Origin of the sequence: Cellulomonas sp. Y8 (assembly GCF_008033115.1) — a bacterium.
Lineage (GTDB): Bacteria > Actinomycetota > Actinomycetes > Actinomycetales > Cellulomonadaceae > Cellulomonas.
This window is the reverse complement of record NZ_CP041203.1, coordinates 4139915-4158998: the sequence shown is the minus strand read 5'-3', so window position 1 is coordinate 4158998 and position 19084 is coordinate 4139915. Positions and strand designations below refer to the sequence as shown.

Annotated in this window: 14 protein-coding genes; 9 read left to right on the top strand and 5 right to left on the bottom strand. The window is 76.2% G+C overall.

Going from position 1 to position 19084, the window contains the following annotated elements; genetic code table 11:
* The first annotated feature begins 85 nt into the window (after positions 1–85).
* Positions 86–1522, top strand: coding sequence for an NAD(P)/FAD-dependent oxidoreductase (locus FKM96_RS18780; protein WP_147797234.1), 1437 nt, complete (start codon positions 86–88; stop codon positions 1520–1522).
* A 23-nt stretch (positions 1523–1545) separates the two neighbouring features.
* Here FKM96_RS18780 and FKM96_RS18775 read toward each other — a convergent pair whose 3' ends face one another.
* Positions 1546–2586: an App1 family protein gene (locus tag FKM96_RS18775; RefSeq protein ID WP_147796527.1), complete on the bottom strand. Its 1041-nt coding sequence runs from the start codon at positions 2584–2586 to the stop codon at positions 1546–1548.
* A 180-nt stretch (positions 2587–2766) separates the two neighbouring features.
* Here FKM96_RS18775 and FKM96_RS18770 point away from each other — a divergent pair, with 180 nt between their 5' ends.
* Positions 2767–3600: a DUF1684 domain-containing protein gene (locus tag FKM96_RS18770; protein WP_147796526.1), complete on the top strand. Its 834-nt coding sequence runs from the start codon at positions 2767–2769 to the stop codon at positions 3598–3600.
* Between the two features lie 60 nt (positions 3601–3660).
* Here the strand turns inward: FKM96_RS18770 and FKM96_RS18765 are convergent, their stop codons facing one another.
* Positions 3661–4086: a transferase gene (locus FKM96_RS18765; protein ID WP_147796525.1), complete on the bottom strand. Its 426-nt coding sequence runs from the start codon at positions 4084–4086 to the stop codon at positions 3661–3663.
* A 260-nt stretch (positions 4087–4346) separates the two neighbouring features.
* Between FKM96_RS18765 and FKM96_RS18760 the strand changes: the two genes are divergently transcribed.
* The 6 genes from FKM96_RS18760 (at position 4347) to FKM96_RS18735 (ending at position 14021) form a co-directional block, all read left to right on the top strand.
* Positions 4347–5108 carry a DeoR/GlpR family DNA-binding transcription regulator gene (locus tag FKM96_RS18760; protein ID WP_147797233.1) on the top strand — a complete coding sequence of 254 codons (762 nt, stop codon included), beginning with the start codon at positions 4347–4349 and terminating at the stop codon, positions 5106–5108.
* 15 nt (positions 5109–5123) lie between these two features.
* Complete coding sequence (locus tag FKM96_RS18755; protein WP_147796524.1) at positions 5124–6164, top strand: zinc-dependent dehydrogenase; 1041 nt, start codon at positions 5124–5126, stop codon at positions 6162–6164.
* A gap of 207 nt (positions 6165–6371) precedes the next feature.
* Positions 6372–7901: a PTS mannitol transporter subunit IICB gene (locus FKM96_RS18750; RefSeq protein ID WP_147797232.1), complete on the top strand. Its 1530-nt coding sequence runs from the start codon at positions 6372–6374 to the stop codon at positions 7899–7901.
* Complete coding sequence (locus FKM96_RS18745; protein ID WP_147796523.1) at positions 7898–8335, top strand: PTS sugar transporter subunit IIA; 438 nt, start codon at positions 7898–7900, stop codon at positions 8333–8335. Before FKM96_RS18750 ends, FKM96_RS18745 begins: the two co-directional genes overlap by 4 nt.
* A gap of 208 nt (positions 8336–8543) precedes the next feature.
* Positions 8544–11636 (top strand): DEAD/DEAH box helicase, encoded by a 3093-nt coding sequence (locus tag FKM96_RS18740; protein ID WP_147796522.1) that lies wholly within the window; start codon positions 8544–8546, stop codon positions 11634–11636.
* A 243-nt stretch (positions 11637–11879) separates the two neighbouring features.
* Positions 11880–14021 carry a glycoside hydrolase family 65 protein gene (locus FKM96_RS18735; protein ID WP_147796521.1) on the top strand — a complete coding sequence of 714 codons (2142 nt, stop codon included), beginning with the start codon at positions 11880–11882 and terminating at the stop codon, positions 14019–14021.
* A gap of 117 nt (positions 14022–14138) precedes the next feature.
* On the opposite strand, the gene FKM96_RS18730 is transcribed toward FKM96_RS18735, so the two are convergent.
* Positions 14139–15023: an ArgP/LysG family DNA-binding transcriptional regulator gene (locus FKM96_RS18730; protein WP_147796520.1), complete on the bottom strand. Its 885-nt coding sequence runs from the start codon at positions 15021–15023 to the stop codon at positions 14139–14141.
* 128 nt (positions 15024–15151) lie between these two features.
* Between FKM96_RS18730 and FKM96_RS18725 the strand changes: the two genes are divergently transcribed.
* Positions 15152–15775, top strand: coding sequence for a LysE/ArgO family amino acid transporter (locus FKM96_RS18725; RefSeq protein ID WP_147796519.1), 624 nt, complete (start codon positions 15152–15154; stop codon positions 15773–15775).
* Between the two features lie 16 nt (positions 15776–15791).
* On the opposite strand, the gene FKM96_RS18720 is transcribed toward FKM96_RS18725, so the two are convergent.
* Both FKM96_RS18720 and FKM96_RS18715 read right to left on the bottom strand, forming a co-directional pair.
* Positions 15792–17243 (bottom strand): amino acid permease, encoded by a 1452-nt coding sequence (locus FKM96_RS18720; RefSeq protein WP_147797231.1) that lies wholly within the window; start codon positions 17241–17243, stop codon positions 15792–15794.
* 71 nt (positions 17244–17314) lie between these two features.
* Entirely contained in the window at positions 17315–19024 is a 1710-nt protein-coding gene (locus tag FKM96_RS18715) for a BCCT family transporter (protein WP_147796518.1), read from the bottom strand.
* Between the last annotated feature and the right edge of the window lie 60 nt (positions 19025–19084).

The following is a 19084-nucleotide window of genomic DNA, read 5'->3' as shown; positions in this document are numbered from 1 at the left end:
CGCGGTCCCCTCGCCCGGACGGGCCGCCGCACCCCGCGTCCGCGCGGTCGGGGTCCACCCCGGCGCCCGCGAGGTCGACGCCGTCGTGGTCGGGGCCGGGCCGAACGGCCTCGCCGCCGCGGTCACCCTCGCCCGCGCGGGCCTGGAGGTCGTCGTCCTGGAGGCGCAGGACACCGTCGGCGGCGGCTCCCGGACGCTCGACCTCGGGCTCGCCCCCGGCGTGGTCCACGACATCTGCTCGGCCGTGCACCCCATGGCCTGGGCGTCGCCGTTCTTCCGGTCGCTCCGGCTCCACGAGCGCCTGGACCTGCTGACGCCGACCGCCTCGTTCGCGCAGCCCCTGGACGGCGGCCGGGCGGCGATCGCGTACCGCGATCTCGACCGCACCGCGGACGGCCTCGGCGCGGACGGCGCCGCCTGGCGGGCCACCTTCGGCCCGCTCGCCGACCAGTGGCAGGACGTCGTCGCGCTGGCGCTCGGCGACCACCGCAGCGTGCCCGCGGGGGCCACGCCCCGGTCCGCGGTGACGGCGGCCCGGTTCGCGCTCGCGGTGCTGCGCAACGGCCAGTCGGTGGTGCCGTCCGCGCTGCGGACCGAGGAGGGCGCGGCGCTGCTCACGGGCGTCGCCGGGCACGCGATCACGCCGCTGCCGTCGCTCGCCGCGGCGGGCACCGCCGTGCTGCTCACGACCCTCGCGCACGCGGGGCACGGCTGGCCGGTGGTGCGCGGCGGTTCGCAGGCGATCGTGGACGCGCTGCTCGCGGACCTCGTGCGGCTCGGCGGCCGCGTCGTCACGAGCCACCCGGTCGCCCGGCGCGCCGACCTCCCGCCCGCCCGGACCTACCTGTTCGACACCGGACCGCGGCTCGTGGCGCAGGTGTTCGGCGACGCCATGCCGCCGCACCTGGTCCGGGCGTACGCCGGGTTCCGGTACGGGAACGCCGCGGCCAAGGTCGACCTGGTCGTGGACGGGCCGATCCCGTGGGCGCACCCCGAGGTGCACCGCGCCGGCACCGTGCACCTCGGCGGGAACCGGGACCAGGTCGTCGCCGCCGAGCGCGCCGTCGGCCGCGGCCGGCACGCGGAGCAGCCGCTCACCCTGCTGTCCGACCCGGCGGCGCTCGACCACGGCCGGGTGTCCCGCGGCGTCCGACCCGTGTGGGCGTACGCGCACGTGCCCGCCGGGTCCGACGTCGACCCGACCGAGACGGTGATCCGGCAGGTCGAACGGTTCGCACCGGGGTTCCGGGACACCGTCGTCGCCGCGCACGGCATCCCCGCGGCGCGGCTCGCGGAGCACGACGCGAACCTGGTCGGCGGCGACATCTCCGGCGGGGCGATCTCGCTCGTCGGGATGTTCACCCGCCCGACGCCGCGGCTCGACCCCTTCGACAGCGGCGCCCCCGGCGTCTACCTGTGCTCGGCGTCGGCGCCGCCCGGGCCGGGCGTGCACGGCCTGTCGGGCTGGTACGCGGCGCGACGCGCCCTGCGGCAGGTGTTCGGGCGGCCCGAGGCCCCCTGACGCGCCGCAGCCCCGGCCGCGCGTCAGCCGATGACACCCGCCTCGGCCAGCCGGTCCGCCAGCGCCCGCCCGTCCGCCGCGTGCACGGTGACGACGGACGACCGTTCCAGCTCGTCCACCGCGCGCCGCGTGGCCGGCGTGGGCCCGGGCAGGCCGTTCTGCGCCACCTGCTCGCCGATCGACAGCTCGCGCACCGCGATCGCCGCGACCCGGCCGGGGTTCTCGGCGGCGAACGTCTCGTAGACCTGCGGGTCGTGCTGCCCGTCGTCGCCGACCAGGATCCACCGCAGGCCCGGGAGCTCCTCGGCGAGCCGGCGCAGCGTCGCGGCCTTGTGCTCACGCCCGGACCGCATGAGCGCGGCGCCGGTGGGCCCGAGGTCGGTGAGCAGCAGCGACCCCTGCGGCAGCCCCACCCGGTGCAGGAACCGGGACAGGGCGCTCGCCGTGTTCCAGGCGCCGGTCGACAGGTAGAACACGGGGGCGTCGGGGTGCGTGGCGGTGAGCCGCCCGTACAGCTCGGGCATCCCGGGCACCGGCTTGCGGCGCGCCTCCGAGCGCACGAGGAAGTTCCAGGCGGCGAGGTGCGGGCGCGGCACCATCGTGACGAGCACCGTGTCGTCGATGTCGCTGACGATGCCGTGCGTGGCCGCCGGGTCGACGACCTGCACCGGGGCCGGGACGTCCCGGTCCTCGCCGACGGACAGGTAGAGCGTCTGCCAGCCCGGCTCGAGCGGCACGTCCAGCCACGCGTCGAGGTAGCCCCCGCGGTCGGTCCGCGCCACGAGCAGATCGGGGCCGTCGCCGGGCTGCGCGCGCACGTGCACCTCCGCGTCCGGCAGCTCGGCCGACAGCAGGTTGCGCCAGCCGCGCCGGGCGATGCTGCCGGGCGTGGGCGCGTCCGGGGCGGTGAGCAGCACCCGCGCGCGTACCCGGGACCGGTGGACGGTGCCGTACGACGGGTAGGCGACGACGCGCGGGGTGTACCCGCGGCGGGAGAGCAGGCGGACGACCACGGAGGTGACCCGGTCCTCGGTGCGGGCGGCGAGCGCGGCGAACGTCGGCATGCCGGTCAGTATCGCGGCGGCCGGGCGGGCCCGCGCGGCGACCGCCCGCCCCGCCGTCGGACCGCCCGCCGGCCGCCCGGCGCCGTCACGTCGTCTCACGCCGCCGGGCGCCGGTGGCCGGACGTCGCGGTCCGGCACTACCGTCGCCGGGACCCGGCGACCCGGCGAGGAGAACCCCGCGTGACCAGTACGACCCCGATCGACCGCCCGACGGCGCCCGCCGGCTGGCGCGCCTGGGCGGCCGCCCGCGACGCCGAGCTCGCCGACCCGCTCGGCTGGCTCAGCCTCACCGCCCTGCACTGGCTGACCGCGACGCCCGCGGCCTACGGCGACCTCCCGGGCCGGTGGTGGGCCGACGCCGTCGGCATCCACGTCGACCCCGCCGAGGGCGCGGAGGACGGGCCGGACGCCGCCGGTGCCGCCGAGACCCTCACGCTCGACGGCGACCCGCTCACCGCCCCGGCCGTCGTGTGGACCGCCGCCGGGGGTGCCGCGGGCGACCTGCGCGCGGGCGCGCGCCACCTCGAGCCGGTGGGCCGCGGGCCGCTGAACCACGGCGTCCGGGTCCGCGACCCGCACGCCCCGGCGCTGGCGGCGTTCGACGGCATCCCGCGGTTCGACCACGACCCGGCGCGGGTGCTGACCGCGTCGTTCGAGCCGGCCGCCGCGGGGACGGTCGAGGAGACCGGCTCCGTCGCGGGCCGGGTGCGGCACCGCCGGGACGTCGCCGGGCACGTCCGGTTCACGCACGACGGCGCGGAGCACGTGCTGCAGGTGGCCGGGGGCGGGCAGCCGGCCATCTGGTTCCGGGACGGGAGCAACGGGCGGGAGACCGCGGCGTTCCGGGTGCTCGCCGTCGACCCGCGCCCGGACGGCACCGTGGTGCTCGACCTCAACCGCGCCGAGAACGCCCCGTGCGCGTTCAGCGACCACGGCACCTGCCCGCTGCCACCTGCGGGCAACACGCTCCCGTTCCCCGTCCGGGCCGGCGAGCGACGCCCGGCGGGCCGCTAGGCGCGCCGACGACCCGGTCCGCCAGCGACGGGCCGGGTCGTCGGTCGGCAGGTCAGGGGATCAGGCGACCAGGTGCCGGTCGAGCCGGCCGCCCTTGCGCACGGCCGTGCCCGGCACGACGGTGCCCGGCTCCACCCGCGACTCGGCCTCCACGACCGCGCGGGGCTCCAGGCGGGCGTCGGCACCGATCTCGGCGCGCACGCCCACCGAGGCGCCGGCGCCGACGGTCGCGCCACGGGCCAGGTGCACGTGCGACCCGACGGTCGCCGCCACCTCCACGCGGGGGCCGGGCTCCACCCAGCAGTGCTGCCCGATCCGGGCGCGCGCCTCCACGCGGGCGCCCGGGTCCACCCAGGCCGAGTCCGCGACGTACGCCGTGTCGTCGACGACGGCCCCCTTGGCGACGAGCCCGCCGCCGTTGCCGTGACGCTGGTAGCGCACGACCGTGCCGTCCTGCATCTCGAGGTCTTCGTATCGCTTCTTCATCCTGCCCTCCCCAACTCCCGAGGCACTCGGCTTGTTCCCGGCGGCACGAACTCGCGCGTGACCTCCGGAGACGCGCGCGCCGTGCCGCCCGCCGGACCCCCGACCTGCGTTTACCCCCGCATGCATGTTTGGTTCGGTCTGACTTCCCCCGTTTTTGTTGACTTCCCTGTGTGTCCTCCGCCACAGTGGGCACTGCCGGGCACCGAGGCCTGGCGCGGCGCCTCCCCGGGCCGCACGCCGTAGGACAGGACATCGCCGTCGTGTACCCGCCCGAGCGCCACACGCTGATCCTCACGACCGCCCGCGCCGCGGGCCGGGTCGAGGTGCAGCAGCTCGCCGCCGACATGGACGTGACGCCGGAGACCGTGCGTCGCGACCTCACGGCGCTCGAGCGCATGGGCCTGGTGCGCCGCGTGCACGGCGGCGCGGTCCCGGTCGAGCGGCTCGGCTACGAACCCGCCCTCGCCCAGCGCGAGCACGAGCTCGGCGCCGAGAAGGACCGGATCGCGAAGGCGGCGCTCGACGAGCTGCCCGAGGGCGGGTCCGTCATCCTCGACGCCGGCTCCACGACGGTGCGACTGGCGGAGATGCTGCCCGCTGACCGGGAGCTGACCGTCGTCACGCACGCGCTGCCGGTCGCCACCGCGCTGGCCGCGCTCCCCCTCGTCACCCTGCACCTGGTCGGCGGCACCGTCCGGCCCCGCACGCTCGCGGCCGTCGGCTCCTGGGCCGAGCGGGCCCTCGCCGACGTCCGCGTCGACGTGGCGTTCCTCGGCACCAACGGGCTGAGCGTCGAGGCCGGGCTGTCCACGCCCGACCTCGCCGAGGCCACCGTGAAGCGCGCGCTCGTGGCCGCCGCGGCCCGCACCGTCGTGCTCGCGGACCACACCAAGGTCGGCCGCACCGAGCTCGCCGTGGTGGCGCCGCTCGGCCGGGTCGACGCCGTCGTCACCGACAGCGGCGTCGCCCCGGAGCTCGCCGACGAGATCGAGTCCGCCGGCCCGCGCGTCGTGCGGGCCTGAGCCCCAAGGAGAGAGATGAAGGTCTTCCGCTTCTACGCCCCCGGCGACGTGCGCCTGGAGGAGGCGCCCGAGCCGACGCCCCAGGAGGGCGAGGTCAAGATCCGCGTGCGCGCGACGTCGATGTGCGGCACCGACGTCAAGATCTCGACCTCCGGCCACCTGCGCATCCGTCCGCCCCGCGTCATGGGCCACGAGATCGCCGGCGAGGTCGTGGAGGTCGGCGCCGGGGTCGAGGGCTGGGCTCCGGGCGACCGGGTCCAGGTCATCGCCGCGATCCCGTGCGGCGAGTGCGAGTTCTGCCGCGCCGGTGCCATGACCATCTGCCCGAACCAGGTGTCGATGGGCTACGACTTCGACGGCGGGTTCGCGCCGTACATGATCGTGCCGCGCGAGGTGCTCAAGGTCGACGGGCTGAACCGGATCCCCGAGAACGTCTCGTTCGCCGAGGCCAGCGTCGCGGAGCCGTTCGCCTGCGCGATCAACGCCCAGGAGATCATCGACGTGCACAAGGGCGACACCGTGGTCGTCGTCGGCTCCGGGCCGATCGGCTGCCTGCACGTCCGGCTCGCCCGGGCCCGCGGGGCCGAGAAGGTCGTCCTGGTCGAGCTCAGCCGCGAGCGCCTCGACCTCGCCGCCGCCGTCGTGCACCCGGACGTCGCGATCTGCGCCGCCGAGGTCGACCCGGTCGAGGCCGTCAAGGAGGCCACGGACGGCCGCGGGCCGTCGGTGGTCATCACGGCGGCCGCGTCGGGCGTGGCGCAGGAGCAGGCGCTGCAGATGCTCGCCCCGCAGGGCCGGCTCAGCCTGTTCGGCGGCCTGCCGAAGGACAGGCCGACGATCACCTTCGACTCCAACCTCGTGCACTACCGCGAGCTGGCGGTCTTCGGGGCGAACGGGTCCAGCCCGGAGCACAACCGCCAGGCGCTGGCGCACATCGCCGACGGGAGCGTCCCCGTCGCCGACCTCATCACCCACCGGCTGCCGCTGGACCGGGTCGCCGAGGGCATCGACGTCGTCCGTACGGGCGCGGGCATCAAGGTCACCATCGAGCCGTGACGAGGCGCCGCGAGGCCGTCGTCACCCACCACGAAGGAGCAGGTCAATGAGGATCCTCTCCGCGCCGGGCCGCAGCGCCCGGCCGACCCCCCGCGACGGGGAGGTGTGAACCCCGTGTCCACCGCAGCCGCCACCACCGCCCCGACCCCGTCGCGGGGCAAGCAGGCCCAGGTCCGCGTACAGCGGTTCGGGGCGTTCCTGAGCGCCATGATCATGCCGAACCTCCCGGCGTTCCTCGCCTGGGGCCTGATCACGTCGCTGTTCATCGCCGTCGGCTGGCTGCCGAACGGCATCCTCGGCGGGTTCGGCAACGCCGACGACCCGGGCAGCTGGCAGGGCGCCGCCACGCAGCTGGCGCTCGCCGACGACGGCACGACCTTCCAGCAGTACGTCGGCATGGTCGGTCCGATGGTGACCTACCTGCTGCCGATCCTGATCGCGAACGCCGGCGGTCGGATCGTCTACAAGGAGCGCGGCGGCGTCGTCGCCTCCATCGTGGCGGTCGGCATGATCACCGGCTCCACGGTGCCGATGTTCCTCGGCGCGATGATCGTGGGCCCGCTGTCCGCGTGGGTGCTCAAGAAGGTCGACTCGATCTGGGCCGGGAAGATCAAGCCCGGCTTCGAGATGCTCGTCGACATGTTCACCGCGGGCATCCTCGGCGCCGCGATGGCCGTCGGGGCGTTCTTCGGTTTCGCGCCGATCATCACCGGCGTGTCCGACGCGCTCGGCAACGTCGTGTCCTGGATGGCCGACAACCACCTCCTGCCGCTCATGGCCGTGGTGGTCGAGCCCGCGAAGGTGCTGTTCCTCAACAACGCCATCGGCAACGGCGTCCTGGTGCCGCTCGGCGCCCAGGAGGTCGTGGAGCAGGGCAAGTCGCTGCTGTTCCTGGTGGAGTCCAACCCCGGGCCCGGCCTGGGCATCCTGATGGCCTACACGTTCTTCGGCATCGGGGCGGCGAAGTCGTCGGCCCCCGGCGCGGCGGTCGTGCAGTTCATCGGCGGCATCCACGAGGTGTACTTCCCGTTCGTGCTGATGAAGCCGACGCTGATCATCGCGGCCATCCTCGGCGGCGCCACCGGCATCGCGACCAACGTGGTGTTCGGCAGCGGCCTGCGCGGCCCGGCGGCACCGGGGTCGATCATCGCGGTGTACGCCGCGACACCACGCGACTCGTTCGTCGGGGTGACGCTCTCGGTGGTCCTGGCCTTCGTGGTCACGTTCCTCGTGGCGGCGGTCATCCTGCGGGCCTCCCGGAAGCGGGACCTCGCGGCGGGCGGCGGCGACCTCGCCGCGGCGATCGCCCAGACCGAGGCCAACAAGGGCAAGTCGTCCACGGCGCTCGACGCCATGGCGGCCCGGCAGGGCGGCACGCTGCCGGCCGAGGCGGGGGCCGCGGCCGACGGCACCCCGGCGGCACCGGTGCGGTCGATCGTGTTCGCGTGCGACGCCGGCATGGGGTCGTCCGCGATGGGGGCGAGCATCCTGCGCGACAAGCTCAAGAAGGCGGGCCGCGGGGACATCACCGTGGTCAACAAGGCCGTCGCGAACCTGGAGGACGACGTCGACCTGGTCATCACGCAGCGCGAGCTGACCGACCGGGCCCGGAGGCACGCGCCCAGCGCGCGGCACGTCTCGGTCGACAACTTCCTGTCCAGTCCCGTGTACGACGACGTCGTGCGCGAGGCCCGGGCCGGGGCGGAGTCCGAGACGGCGGAGAGGAGCACGTCATGACGGAGCTGCTGAGCGCGGACCTGATCGTCCCCGCGGGGAGCGCCCGGTCCAAGGAGGAGGCCATCCGGGAGGCCGGGGCGCTGCTGGTCGGCTCCGGCGCGGTGGACCCCGGGTACGTGGACGCGATGCTCGAGCGCGAGCAGACCATCTCCACGTACATGGGCAGCTACCTCGCCATCCCGCACGGCACCAACGAGGCGAAGGGCGCGATCCACCGGTCCGCGGTCTGCCTGGTGCGGTACGAGGAGCCGGTCGACTGGGACGGCAACCCCGTGCGGGTGGTCGTGGGCATCGCGGGTGTCGGCGACGAGCACCTGTCGCTGCTGTCCCGGATCGCCCTGGTGTTCAGCGACGGCGAGCGCGTGCAGCGCGTGCTCGACGCCACCACCCGCGAGCAGCTGACGGCCGTCCTCGCGGAGGTCGAGCCGGCCTGACTCGAGCCCAGCGCGCCCGGGGCACCCTGCCCGCCCCGGGCGCGCTGTCGCGCACCCACCGCGCGACGCCGCGCCGAGCGAGCAACCGACACGTCGAGCGAGCAGTCCACGGGTACTCGCTCGACGTGTCGGTTGCTCCGTCGGCGGGCGGGCAGCCGAGCCGACGCCGGGCGGCCGGCGCGTCGGGGGCGTGTGGCACGATCGGCGCGTGCCCGCCGTCCCGTCCCCCGCGCCGTCCGCGGGCGGGGCCGGCGAGCCCGCCGGCGACTGGCGCGCCGTGCTCGACGGGCTGCTCGCCTGGGGCGACGACGCCCCCGCCCCGCGCTCCCGCCGCGCCGCGCTCCAGGTCGAGCTCCGCGAGCTGACCCCCCGCACCCGCGAGCGCTGGAACGGCCCCGTGTCCCGCACCGCGGTCGCCCGCCGCGCCGGCGAGCCCCCGGACCCCGGCACAGCCGGCTACCGCCTCGGCGTCCGCCCGGTGACCCGCACCGACCGCGGCTGGACCCGCGGCAGCGTCACCTGGGCGAACATCCCGCACCTGCGCGCCCGGCTGGACCTCGACGCCGAGCAGCACCGCTGGTTCTGCCAGGTCGGCGCCCTGCACCGCGCCGCCGAGCCGCCCGTCCCCGGGCAGGACGCGGCGTGGGTCTACCTCGACGAGTTCGTGAACCCCGTCCTGTGGGACCTGCTCGACCAGGCCCGGGCCCTCGGCATCCCGCTCGTCGGCTCCGGCGCTGGCGCGGAGGTGCGGCGCGGGGGCGCCGCCCGGCTGGGCCTGGACGTCGCCCGCGGCCCCGGAGGCCTGCGGGTCGCGGCGCACCTGACGGTCGACGGCGAGCCGTTCCCGGTCGAGCACGCGCACGCGATCGGCGACCACGGCGTGTACGTCGTCGACCCGGCCCACCCGCGCCGCGTGCTGCTGGCCCCGGCCGCCGAGCCGCTCGGCCCGCAGCAGCTCGCCCTGCTCGGGGACACGGCCGGCGGGCGCACCGTCGCGGACGCCCTGCGCGCGGGGGTCGTGGTGCCGGAGGACCAGGCCGGCCCGTTCCTGCGCGAGCAGCTGCCGGCCCTGCGCGCCGGGCTCGACGTCGCGAGCGCGGACGGCTCGGTCGTCGTCCCGCCGCCGGCCCCGCCGACGCTCGTGCTCACGGTCCGGCACCTGCCCGGGCGGGTCGTCGACCTGGCGTGGCGGTGGGACGGGCACGCGCGCTCGGGCCCGGCGCCCGACCCCCGGTCCCTCGTGCCGGACGACCTCGTGCCCGGTGGCTGGCCGGACGCCGGCCGCGACAGCCCCGACCCCGCCGACGACCGGCCGCCGCTCCCCCCGCCCGCGACCCTCCGCGACGCCGACGCCGCCGACTACGTCACCGCGGCGCTCCCCCGCGTCGCCGCGCTCCCCGGCGTCCGCGTCGACACGATCGGCGCGGCCCCCGACTACCGGGTCCTGCACGACGCCCCGGTGCTCACCGTCACCGCGCAGCCCAGCGAGCGGACCGACTGGTTCGACCTCGGCGTCACGGTCACCATCGACGGCCGCACCGTGCCGTTCGGCCCGCTGTTCGCGGCGCTGGCGAAGGGCCGCCGCCGGCTGCGCCTGGTCGACCACACGTACCTGTCCCTCGACCACCCCGCGCTCGAGCCGCTGGCCGCCCTCGTCGCGGAGGCGCGCGAGCTCGCCGAGTGGGAGACCGGCCTGCGGGTCAGCAGGCACCAGACCAGCCTGTGGGCCGATTTCGCGGAGCTCGCGGACGAGGCCGAGCCGCCGGACGCCTGGCGCGGGCTGCTCGCCGAGGCCGCCGGCGACGCGCCCGAGCCCGTGCCCGCCCCCGCCGGGCTGCGCGCGGAGCTGCGGCCGTACCAGGCCGAGGGCTTCGCGTGGCTGGCGTTCCTGTGGCGGCACCGGCTCGGCGGGATCCTGGCCGACGACATGGGCCTCGGCAAGACGCTGCAGACCCTGGCGCTGCTCCAGCACGTGGCCGAGCAGCGCGGCCCAGGCACCGACGCGCGCCCGTTCCTCGTCGTCGCCCCGACCTCGGTCACCCCGAACTGGGTGGCGGAGGCCGCCCGGTTCACGCCCGGGCTGACGGTGCGGCGCGTCGAGGCGACCCAGGCGCCGGGACCGGCGCCGCTCGCCGAGGTCGCGGCCGGTGCCGACGTCGTCGTCACCTCCTACGCCCTGCTCCGGCTGGACGCCGAGGCGTACCGCGCCGTCGGCTGGGCCGGGCTGGTGCTGGACGAGGCGCAGCAGGTCAAGAACCCCGCGTCCCGGGTGCACCGCGCGGCGAAGGACCTGGGCGCGCCGTTCGTCGTCGCGCTGACCGGCACGCCCGTCGAGAACTCGCTCACCGAGCTGCACGCCCTGCTCGACCTCGTGGCACCCGGGCTGCTGCCGCCCGCCGCGACGTTCACGCTGCAGTACGTCCGCCCGATCGAGGATGCGCACGCCGGCATCGCCACCGGGCCGGGCGCGGGCGACCTGCCCGAGTCCGCGGCCCGGCTGCGCGCCGGTCGGCTCGAGCGGCTGCGCCGGCGGATCCGCCCGTTCCTGCTGCGCCGCACCAAGGACCTGGTGGCCGCCGACCTGCCGGAGAAGCAGGAGCAGACCCTCGCGGTCGCCCTGGACCCGGCGCACCGCGACGTCTACGACCGGTACCTGCAGCGCGAGCGGCAGAAGGTGCTCGGCCTCATCGACGACCTGGACCGGCAGCGGTTCATCGTCTACCGGTCGCTGACCCTGCTGCGGATGCTCGCGCTGGACGCCTCGCTCATCGACCCGGCGCTGGCGGGCACCCCGTCCGCGAAGCTCGACGCGCTGCTGGAGCAGCTGGACGACGTCGTCGCCGAGGGGCACCGCGCGCTGGTGTTCAGCCAGTTCACATCCTACCTGTCGCGCGCGGCGGACCGCCTCGACGCCGCCGGGGTGCCGTACGTCTACCTGGACGGGTCCACGACCCGGCGCGGCGAGGTGGTCGACGAGTTCCGCACCGGCGACGCGCCGGTGTTCCTGCTCAGCCTCAAGGCGGGCGGCACCGGGCTCAACCTCACCGAGGCGGACTACGTCTTCCTGCTCGACCCGTGGTGGAACCCGGCCGCCGAGCAACAGGCCGTCGACCGCGCGCACCGCATCGGGCAGGACCGGCCGGTCATGGTCTACCGGCTGATCGCCGAGGACACGATCGAGGAGAAGGTCGTCGTCGCGCTGCAGGCCCGCAAGGCCGCGCTCGTCGACGCGGTCCTGGACGACGGCGACCTGTTCTCGACCGCGCTGACCGCCGACGACCTGCGCGACCTCCTGGGCTGACCGGCGCCGCCGGGGCGGGCGTTCCCCGCGCCGGGTCGCGGGCCCTGTGGTGGAGTGACCCCGTGCTCCACCGATCCGACGACCCCTGGCACGTCCGGCAGTCCCGCCTGGACCTGCACCACCCCGCGGCCGCCGCCTCCGTGCTGACGCTGTCGAACGGCTACCTCGGCGTGCGCGCCGTGCCCGAGCGTCCCGGGCCACGGCCTGGGACCCGGCACCCTGCTCGCGACCGTCTACGAGGAGGTGCCGCACACCTACGCCGAGCGGGCGTACGCGTACCCCGCCGTCGACGAGGTGCTGGTCCCCGTCGTCGACGCCTGGGCGCTCGGCTGGTCCGTCGACGGCGACCCGCTCGACGCGGCCCCGGCCGACGCCACCCCCGCCCCCGCGTCCCACGACGACCGCGTCCTCGACCTGCGCCGGGGCGTCCTCGACCGCGAGCAGCGGCGAACGGCCCCGTCGACCGGCGCCGCGGTCGCCCTCAGCACGCGCCGGCTGGTGTCGCTGACCCGCCGCGGCGTCGTCGCGACCCGGTGGCGGGTGCGCGCCGAGGCCGACGTGACGCTGACCGCCCACCCCGTCCCGGGCTGCGACCACGCGGGCGCGCCGCCCGCCCGGGAGCCCGGCGTGCGGACGCTGACCTGCCGCCACGACCCCGAGGGCTCCGCGGTGCACCAGCGTGCGGAGCGGTCCGGCCGGGAGATGGTGGTGCGCACCGCGCACGAGGTCACCGCCGACGAGGGGGTCGACGCCCGCTGGTCGACCGTCGACCCGCACGGCGCCGTGCTGACCGTCGCCCTGCGGGCGGGGCAGGCGGTCGAGGTCGTCGTGATCGCCGCGTACGCGGGCGGGACGGACGCCGAGGCGCTGCACACGCAGGCCGACGCCGAGCTGCGCGCCGCACGGGCCGCCGGCTGGTCCGGGCTGCGGCACGAGCAGGAGACCGAGCTCGCGGGCGTCTGGGCGCGCGGCGACGTGCTGGTCGAGGGCGACGACGAGCTGCAGCAGGCGGTCCGGTACGCGCTGCTCCAGGTCGTGCAGGCCTCGGCCCAGGCGGACGGCGCCGGGATCCGGGCGAAGGGCCTCGCCGGGACGGGCTACCACGGGCACACGTTCTGGGACTCGGAGTGCTTCGTGCTCCCGGTCCTCGACCACGTCCTGCCCCGCGCGGCGGCCGACCACCTGCGCTGGCGGCACGCCACCCTGCCGCAGGCCCGCGCCCGGGCCGTCGAGCTCGGGCTCCCGGGCGTGACCTTCCCGTGGCGGACGATCAGCGGCCGGGAGTGCTCCGGGTACTGGCCCGCCGGCACCGCGGCCTTCCACGTGAACGCGGGCGTCGGCATCGCCGCGGCCCGGCACGTCGCCGCGACCGGCGACGCGGTGTTCGACCGGGACGTCGCCGTCGACCTGCTCGTGCCCACCGCGCGGCTGTGGGCGGGCCGGGGCCACCACACCCCCGAGGGGTTCCGGATCGACGGGGTCACGGGCCCGGACGAGTACACCGCGGTCGTCGACAACAACACGTACACGAACCTCGTGGCGCGGGAGAACCTCCGGGCCGCCGCCGACGCCTGCGAGCGGCACCCCGACGTCGCCGCGCGCCTCGGGGTCACCGCCACCGAGCGCGCCGAGTGGCGCCGGGCCGCCGACCGCATGATGGTGCCGTACTCGGAGGAGCTCGGGGTCACCGAGCAGCACGAGGGCTTCACCCGGCGGGCGCCGTGGGACTTCGGCGCCCCGGCGAACACCCGGTACCCGCTGCAGGAGCACCACCCGTTCGTCGAGCTCTACCGGCGGCAGGTCACCAAGCAGGCCGACCTGGTGCTCGCCCTGCACGTCGCCGCCGACGACATCCCGGTCGAGCAGAAGCGCCGGGACTTCGCCTACTACGAGGCGATCACGGTGCGGGACTCGTCGCTGTCCGCACCGGCGCAGGCCGTCGTCGCCGCCGAGGTCGGCCACCCGGACCTCGCGTACGCGTACGCCCGGGAGTGCGCGCTCATCGACCTGTCCGACCTGCGCGCGTCGAGCGCCGAGGGCCTGCACGTGGCCGCCCTCGCGGGTGCGTGGACCGCGCTCGTCGTCGGCCTCGGCGGGTTGCGGCAGGCCGGGGACGCCGTGCACCTGACGCCGCGGCTCCCCCGCCGGCTCACCCGGGTCGCGTTCACCGTCCTGCAGGCCGGCGCCCGGGTCGAGGTCGACGTCCGCCAGGACCTGGTGACGTACCGGCTGCTCGCCGGCGACGACGCCCGGTTCACCCACCACGGCGACCCGGTCCACCTCACGACGGCCGCGCCGGAGCAGGAGCGCCCCCAGCCGCCCGTCGAGCACCACCCGAGCCCGCCGCAGCCGCCGCACCGGCACCCGGTGTTCGACGAGACCTGACCGCCGAGGTCGCCGGTTCCGCCCACGGGCCCGGCGTGTCGCGCCGCGTGTCGGGGCGCAACCGCCGACCTCGGCACCCGGTGCGCCCGGTGCGCCCGGTGCGCCCGGTGCGCCCGGTCAGCGCAGGTACGCCGCCGCGGCCGCCCGGACCGCCTCGCCCGTGCGCTCCAGCGCCGCGGTGCGCACGGTCCACTGCTGCCAGTGCAGCGTGACGTCGACGTGCCGGCCCGGGTCGAGGTCGACGAGCGTCCCGTCCGCCTCCCCTGCGCGGGCGTCCGCGTCGGGCAGCATCCCCCACCCGAGGCCGAGCCGGACCGCGAGCGTGAAGTCGGCCGACGCGGGCACGTGGTGCCGCGGGGGCAGCGCCGGGTCCGCGCCGCGCCCGCGCAGGTACCGGTCCTGCAGGTCGTCCTTCCGGTCGAACACGACGAGCGGGGCGGCGGCGAGCGCGGCCGGCGTCGGGCCGTCCGGCAGCAGCGCGGCGGCGCGGTGCGCCGCGACCATCGGCCGGTACCGGAGCACTCCGAGCCGGTGCGACGTGCAGCCCTGCACCGGCCGCGCGGCCGTCGTGATCGCCGCGACCACCGCGCCCTCGCGGAGCAGGTCGGCGGAGTGGTCCTGGTCCTCGCGGTGCAGGTCGAAGACGATGTCGTCCGCGAGCGGGGCCAGCGCCGGCAGCACCCAGGTGCCGAGCGAGTCCGAGTTGACCGCGATGGGCAGCACCGGCCGCCCCGAGGTCGCCCCGGCCGTCACCGCCGCGTGGGCCTCGTCGGACAGCGCGACCACCTGGCGCGCGAGCCGGAGGTACACCTCACCGGCCGCGGTCACGCCGGCGGGCCGCGCGCGCCGCACGAGCACCTGGCCGACCGCGGTCTCGAGCGCCCGGATGCGCTGGCTCACCGCCGACTGCGTGAGGTGCAGCGCGACCGCGGCGTTCTCGAACGACCCCTCGTCGACGACGGCGAGCAGGGCGCGGAGCTGCGGGAGGTCGACCTCGGCCATGCGGGGACCCTACCGAGCGCGGGGCACCTCTCGTGACCGGTCGCGACACCCCTTCGCATTAGCGTGCGTGATGCATCATCGCGATCAGTCGTTGGACTGATGCAAGCTGTCGGCCCTAGCGTCGGCGCGTGCCCGCCTCCCTCGCCGCCGCCCTCACCGGGCTCGCCTTCGGCCTGTCGCTCATCGTCGCCATCGGCGCGCAGAACGCCTTCGTGCTGCGCACCGGCCTGCGTCGCACCCACGTCCTGCCCGTCGTCGCCGTGTGCGCGCTGTCGGACGCCGTGCTGATCGCGGCCGGGGTCGGCGGGCTCGGGACGCTGGTCGACCGGCACCCGGTGGTCCTCACCGTGGCACGGCTGGCCGGCGCGGCGTTCCTGATCGGCTACGCCGTCGTCGCGGCGCGCCGGGCCCTGCGGCCGGGCGCCGCGCTGACCGCCGAGGACGCCGACGCCGCCGCGCCGGCCCGGGCGTGGCCCGTCGTCGCGACCTGCCTGGCGCTCACGTGGCTGAACCCGCACGTGTACCTGGACACGGTCGTGCTGCTCGGCTCGGTGGCCGGGACGCACGGCGAGGACCGTTGGTGGTTCGGCGGCGGCGCGGTGCTCGGCAGCCTGCTGTGGTTCACGGGGCTCGGGTACGGGGCGCGGCTGCTGCGGCCGCTGTTCGCGCGGCCCGGGGCGTGGCGCGTGCTCGACGGCGTGATCGCGCTGGTGATGCTGGCGATCGCGGCGAGCCTGCTGCTGGGGCTCTGAGGCGCGCGGCCCGCGCTCAGGCCCCGACGGTCGCCGCGGCCCGGCGCCGGCGCACGAGCGCGGTCACGCCGTAGATCCCCACCACGACCGCGACCAGCCCCGCCGTCGACAGCAGCTGGCCCCGCGCCGACCCGTCCGCGAGCATCAGCGCCACGAGACCCGCCAGCGCGGCGAGCGTCGCCCAGGTCAGCCACGGGTAGCCCCACATCCGAAGCGGCAGCCGCTCGCCCCGGGCGCGGGCCTCCGCCTCGAGCCGCGGCCGCAGCCGCAGCTGCGCCACCGCGACGAGCACCCAGACGACCAGCAGCGCCGCGCCGACGGCGTTGAGCAGGATGCCGAGCAGCGTGTCCGGCAGCGCCCAGTTCAGCGCGACCGCGACCACGCCGAACGCCACCGACACCAGCACGGCGACCCACGGCACGTCGCGCCCGGACACCCGGCGCAGCACCGCGGGCCCGTCGCCGCGCCCGGCGAGCGAGTACGCCATCCGGGACGTCGCGTACACGTTCGCGTTGAACGCCGACAGCAGGGCGATGACCACCACCGCCTCCATCAGCCGCGCCGCGCCCGGCAGCCCGGCCACGTCGAGGACCGCGACGAACGGCCCCTGCTGGAGCACGGGGGCGTCCCACGGCAGGACCAGCACCATGATCGCGACCGAGCCCACGTAGAACAGCAGGATCCGCCACACGATGGTCCGGGTCGCGCGGCCGACCGCGCGCTGCGGGTCCCGCGCCTCGGCGGCGGCGATCGTGACGATCTCGATGCCGCCGAACGCGAACACCACGACCAGCAGCCCCGCCGCCACCCCGCCCACGCCCTCCGGCGCGAAGCCGCCGTGGCCGAGCAGGTTCGTGGTGCCGACCGGGTCGGTGCCGGGCAGCAGGCCCAGCACCAGCAGCACGCCGAGCACCAGGAAGACCACGATCGCCGCGACCTTGATCAGCGCGAACCAGAACTCGAGCTCGCCGAACTTGCGGACCCCCGCCAGGTTGGCGCCCGCGAACACCGCGACCACGACGAGCGCGACCACCCACTGCGGCACGCCCGGCAGCCAGCCGGTGACGATCCGGGAGACGCCCGTGACCTCGGCGCCGAGCACCATGATCAGCGTGAACCAGTAGACCCAGCCGAGCGTGAACCCGGCCCACCGGCCCAGCGCACGCTCCGCGTACACGGAGAACGAGCCGCTGGCCGGGAGGGCCGAGGCCATCTCCGCCAGCATCCGCATGACGAGGACCACCAGCACCCCGGCGATCGCGTAGGACACCAGCACCGCCGGGCCTGCCGTGGCGATGCCGACGCCGCTGCCGAGGAACAGCCCGGCGCCGATCGCGGAGCCCAGCCCCATCATCGTGAGGTGCCGGGTGCGCAGCCCGTGGCCGAGGTGGTCCCCGGCGGGCTGCTCGGGACCGGCCGGTGCGGCGGCGGGGGCGACGGTGGACGAGGCGGGCGTGGCGCGGGGCATGCGACTTCCTGGTGCGGGGGGCGACCGCGGTGGTCGCGGCCGCCGACCACCGTAGCGGCCCCGCGCGGGCTCTACTTCCCGGGGCGCTCCCGCGAGCGGCGCCACCGGCCGAGCCGCTCGTCGAACCGCCGGTCCGCCCGCCGGTCGACCTGCCGGGAGAGCTGGCGGGACACCTGCTCGTCGATCTGGGCGCGCAGCTGCCGGCGCTCGGCGCGGAGGAACGCGGTGTGCTCGGCGTGCAGCGACCGGGACGTGGAGACGACCATGCCGATCATCACGACGCTGAACGGCAGGGCGATGAGGATCGCGGCCGTCTGGAGCGCGGTCAGCCCGCCGGCGAGCAGCAGCGCGATCGCGAGCACGCCACCCAGCGCCGCCCACACGACGCGGAGCGGGGTCCGGGGGTGCGGGTCGCCGCCGGCCGCGAGCATCGAGACGACGAGGGCGCCCGAGTCCGCCGAGGTGATGAAGAACAGCGCGACCAGGATGATCGCGCCGATCGACAGCACCGCGCCGCCCGGCAGCCCGGCCAGCAGGTCGAACAGCGCGTTCTCCGGGACGACCTCGCCGTCCGGGCCGACCAGGCCGCCCTGCCCGAACAGCTCCCGGTGCAGCGCCGACCCGCCCAGCACCGAGAACCACAGGAAGCAGACGATGGTCGGGACGAGCAGCACGCCGCCGACGAACTGCCGGACGGTGCGGCCGCGCGAGATCCGGGCGATGAACACGCCGACGAACGGGGACCAGGAGATCCACCAGCCCCAGTAGAACGTCGTCCACGACGCCTGCCACGCCTCGCCCTCGGCGCCGGCGTACGCCGAGACGTTGAACATCAGCGGGACCACCTGGGCGAGGTACGTGCCGATCGACTGCACGAACTCGCGCAGCAGGAACAGCGTCGGGCCGAGCACCAGCACGAGCACGAGCAGCACGCCCGCCATCGAGACGTTGATGTTCGACAGCCACTTGAGCCCCTTGTCGAGCCCGGAGATCACCGACAGCGTGGCCACCGCGGTGATCGCGACGATCAGCACCACCTGCAGCGTCGTCGAGTTCGTCGCGATCCCCGTGTGGTCCAGGCCGGCGGTGATCTGCAGCACGCCCAGGCCGAGCGAGGTCGCGACCCCGAACACGGTGCCCACGACGGCGGTGACGTCGACCGCGTCGCCGAGCCGGCCGCGCACCCGGTCGCCCAGTAGCGGCTCCAGCGCCCACCGGATCGACACCGGGCGGCCCTTGCGGTGCACCGTGTACGCGATCGACAGGCCGACGACCACGTAGATCGCCCAGGCGCTCAGGCCCCAGTGCAGGTAGGTCTGGGACATCGCCTGCTGCGCGAGCTGCTCGGGCGTCCCGGTCACCCCGGGCTTCGGGTCGGCGTAGTGGCTCAGCGGCTCGGCGACGCCCCAGAACACCAGGCCGATGCCCATGCCGGTCGCGAACAGCATCGCGAACCAGGAGCCGAGCGGGTACTCGGGCTCGTCGTCGTCCCTGCCGAGGGTGATGTCGCCCCAGCGGCCGACGCCGAGCCAGATCGCGAACGCCACGAAGCCGGCGACCAGCGCCACGTAGTACCAGCCGAAGGCGCTGACCACGTTCGTCTGCACCGCGCCGATCACGTCGTTCGCCGTGTCCGGGAACAGGATCGTGAAGCCGGAGACCGCCGCCACGACGGCGACCGACCCCCAGAACACGGCGCGGGACGTGCCCCACGGGCCGCGGCCGCTCCCGGGTCGGGGCGCCCGCGCGTCGGGCTCGGTCTCGGTCGTCGATGTCGCCACGGGGGTCCTCTTCGGTCGGCGGCAGGGCGGCGACCACCCTAGCCAGGGCGGCCACCACCC

What these genes read in the sequence shown, in the direction of transcription:
- FKM96_RS18720 (WP_147797231.1), bottom strand. Translation starts at nt 17,243, where the DNA reads ATGCCCCGCGCCACGCCCGCCTCGTCCACCGTCGCCCCCGCCGCCGCA.
- FKM96_RS18730 (WP_147796520.1), bottom strand. Translation starts at nt 15,023, where the DNA reads ATGGCCGAGGTCGACCTCCCGCAGCTCCGCGCCCTGCTCGCCGTCGTC.
- FKM96_RS18745 (WP_147796523.1), top strand. Translation starts at nt 7,898, where the DNA reads ATGACGGAGCTGCTGAGCGCGGACCTGATCGTCCCCGCGGGGAGCGCC.
- FKM96_RS18750 (WP_147797232.1), top strand. Translation starts at nt 6,372, where the DNA reads ATGATCATGCCGAACCTCCCGGCGTTCCTCGCCTGGGGCCTGATCACG.
- FKM96_RS18765 (WP_147796525.1), bottom strand. Translation starts at nt 4,086, where the DNA reads ATGAAGAAGCGATACGAAGACCTCGAGATGCAGGACGGCACGGTCGTG.
- FKM96_RS18755 (WP_147796524.1), top strand. Translation starts at nt 5,124, where the DNA reads ATGAAGGTCTTCCGCTTCTACGCCCCCGGCGACGTGCGCCTGGAGGAG.
- FKM96_RS18775 (WP_147796527.1), bottom strand. Translation starts at nt 2,586, where the DNA reads ATGCCGACGTTCGCCGCGCTCGCCGCCCGCACCGAGGACCGGGTCACC.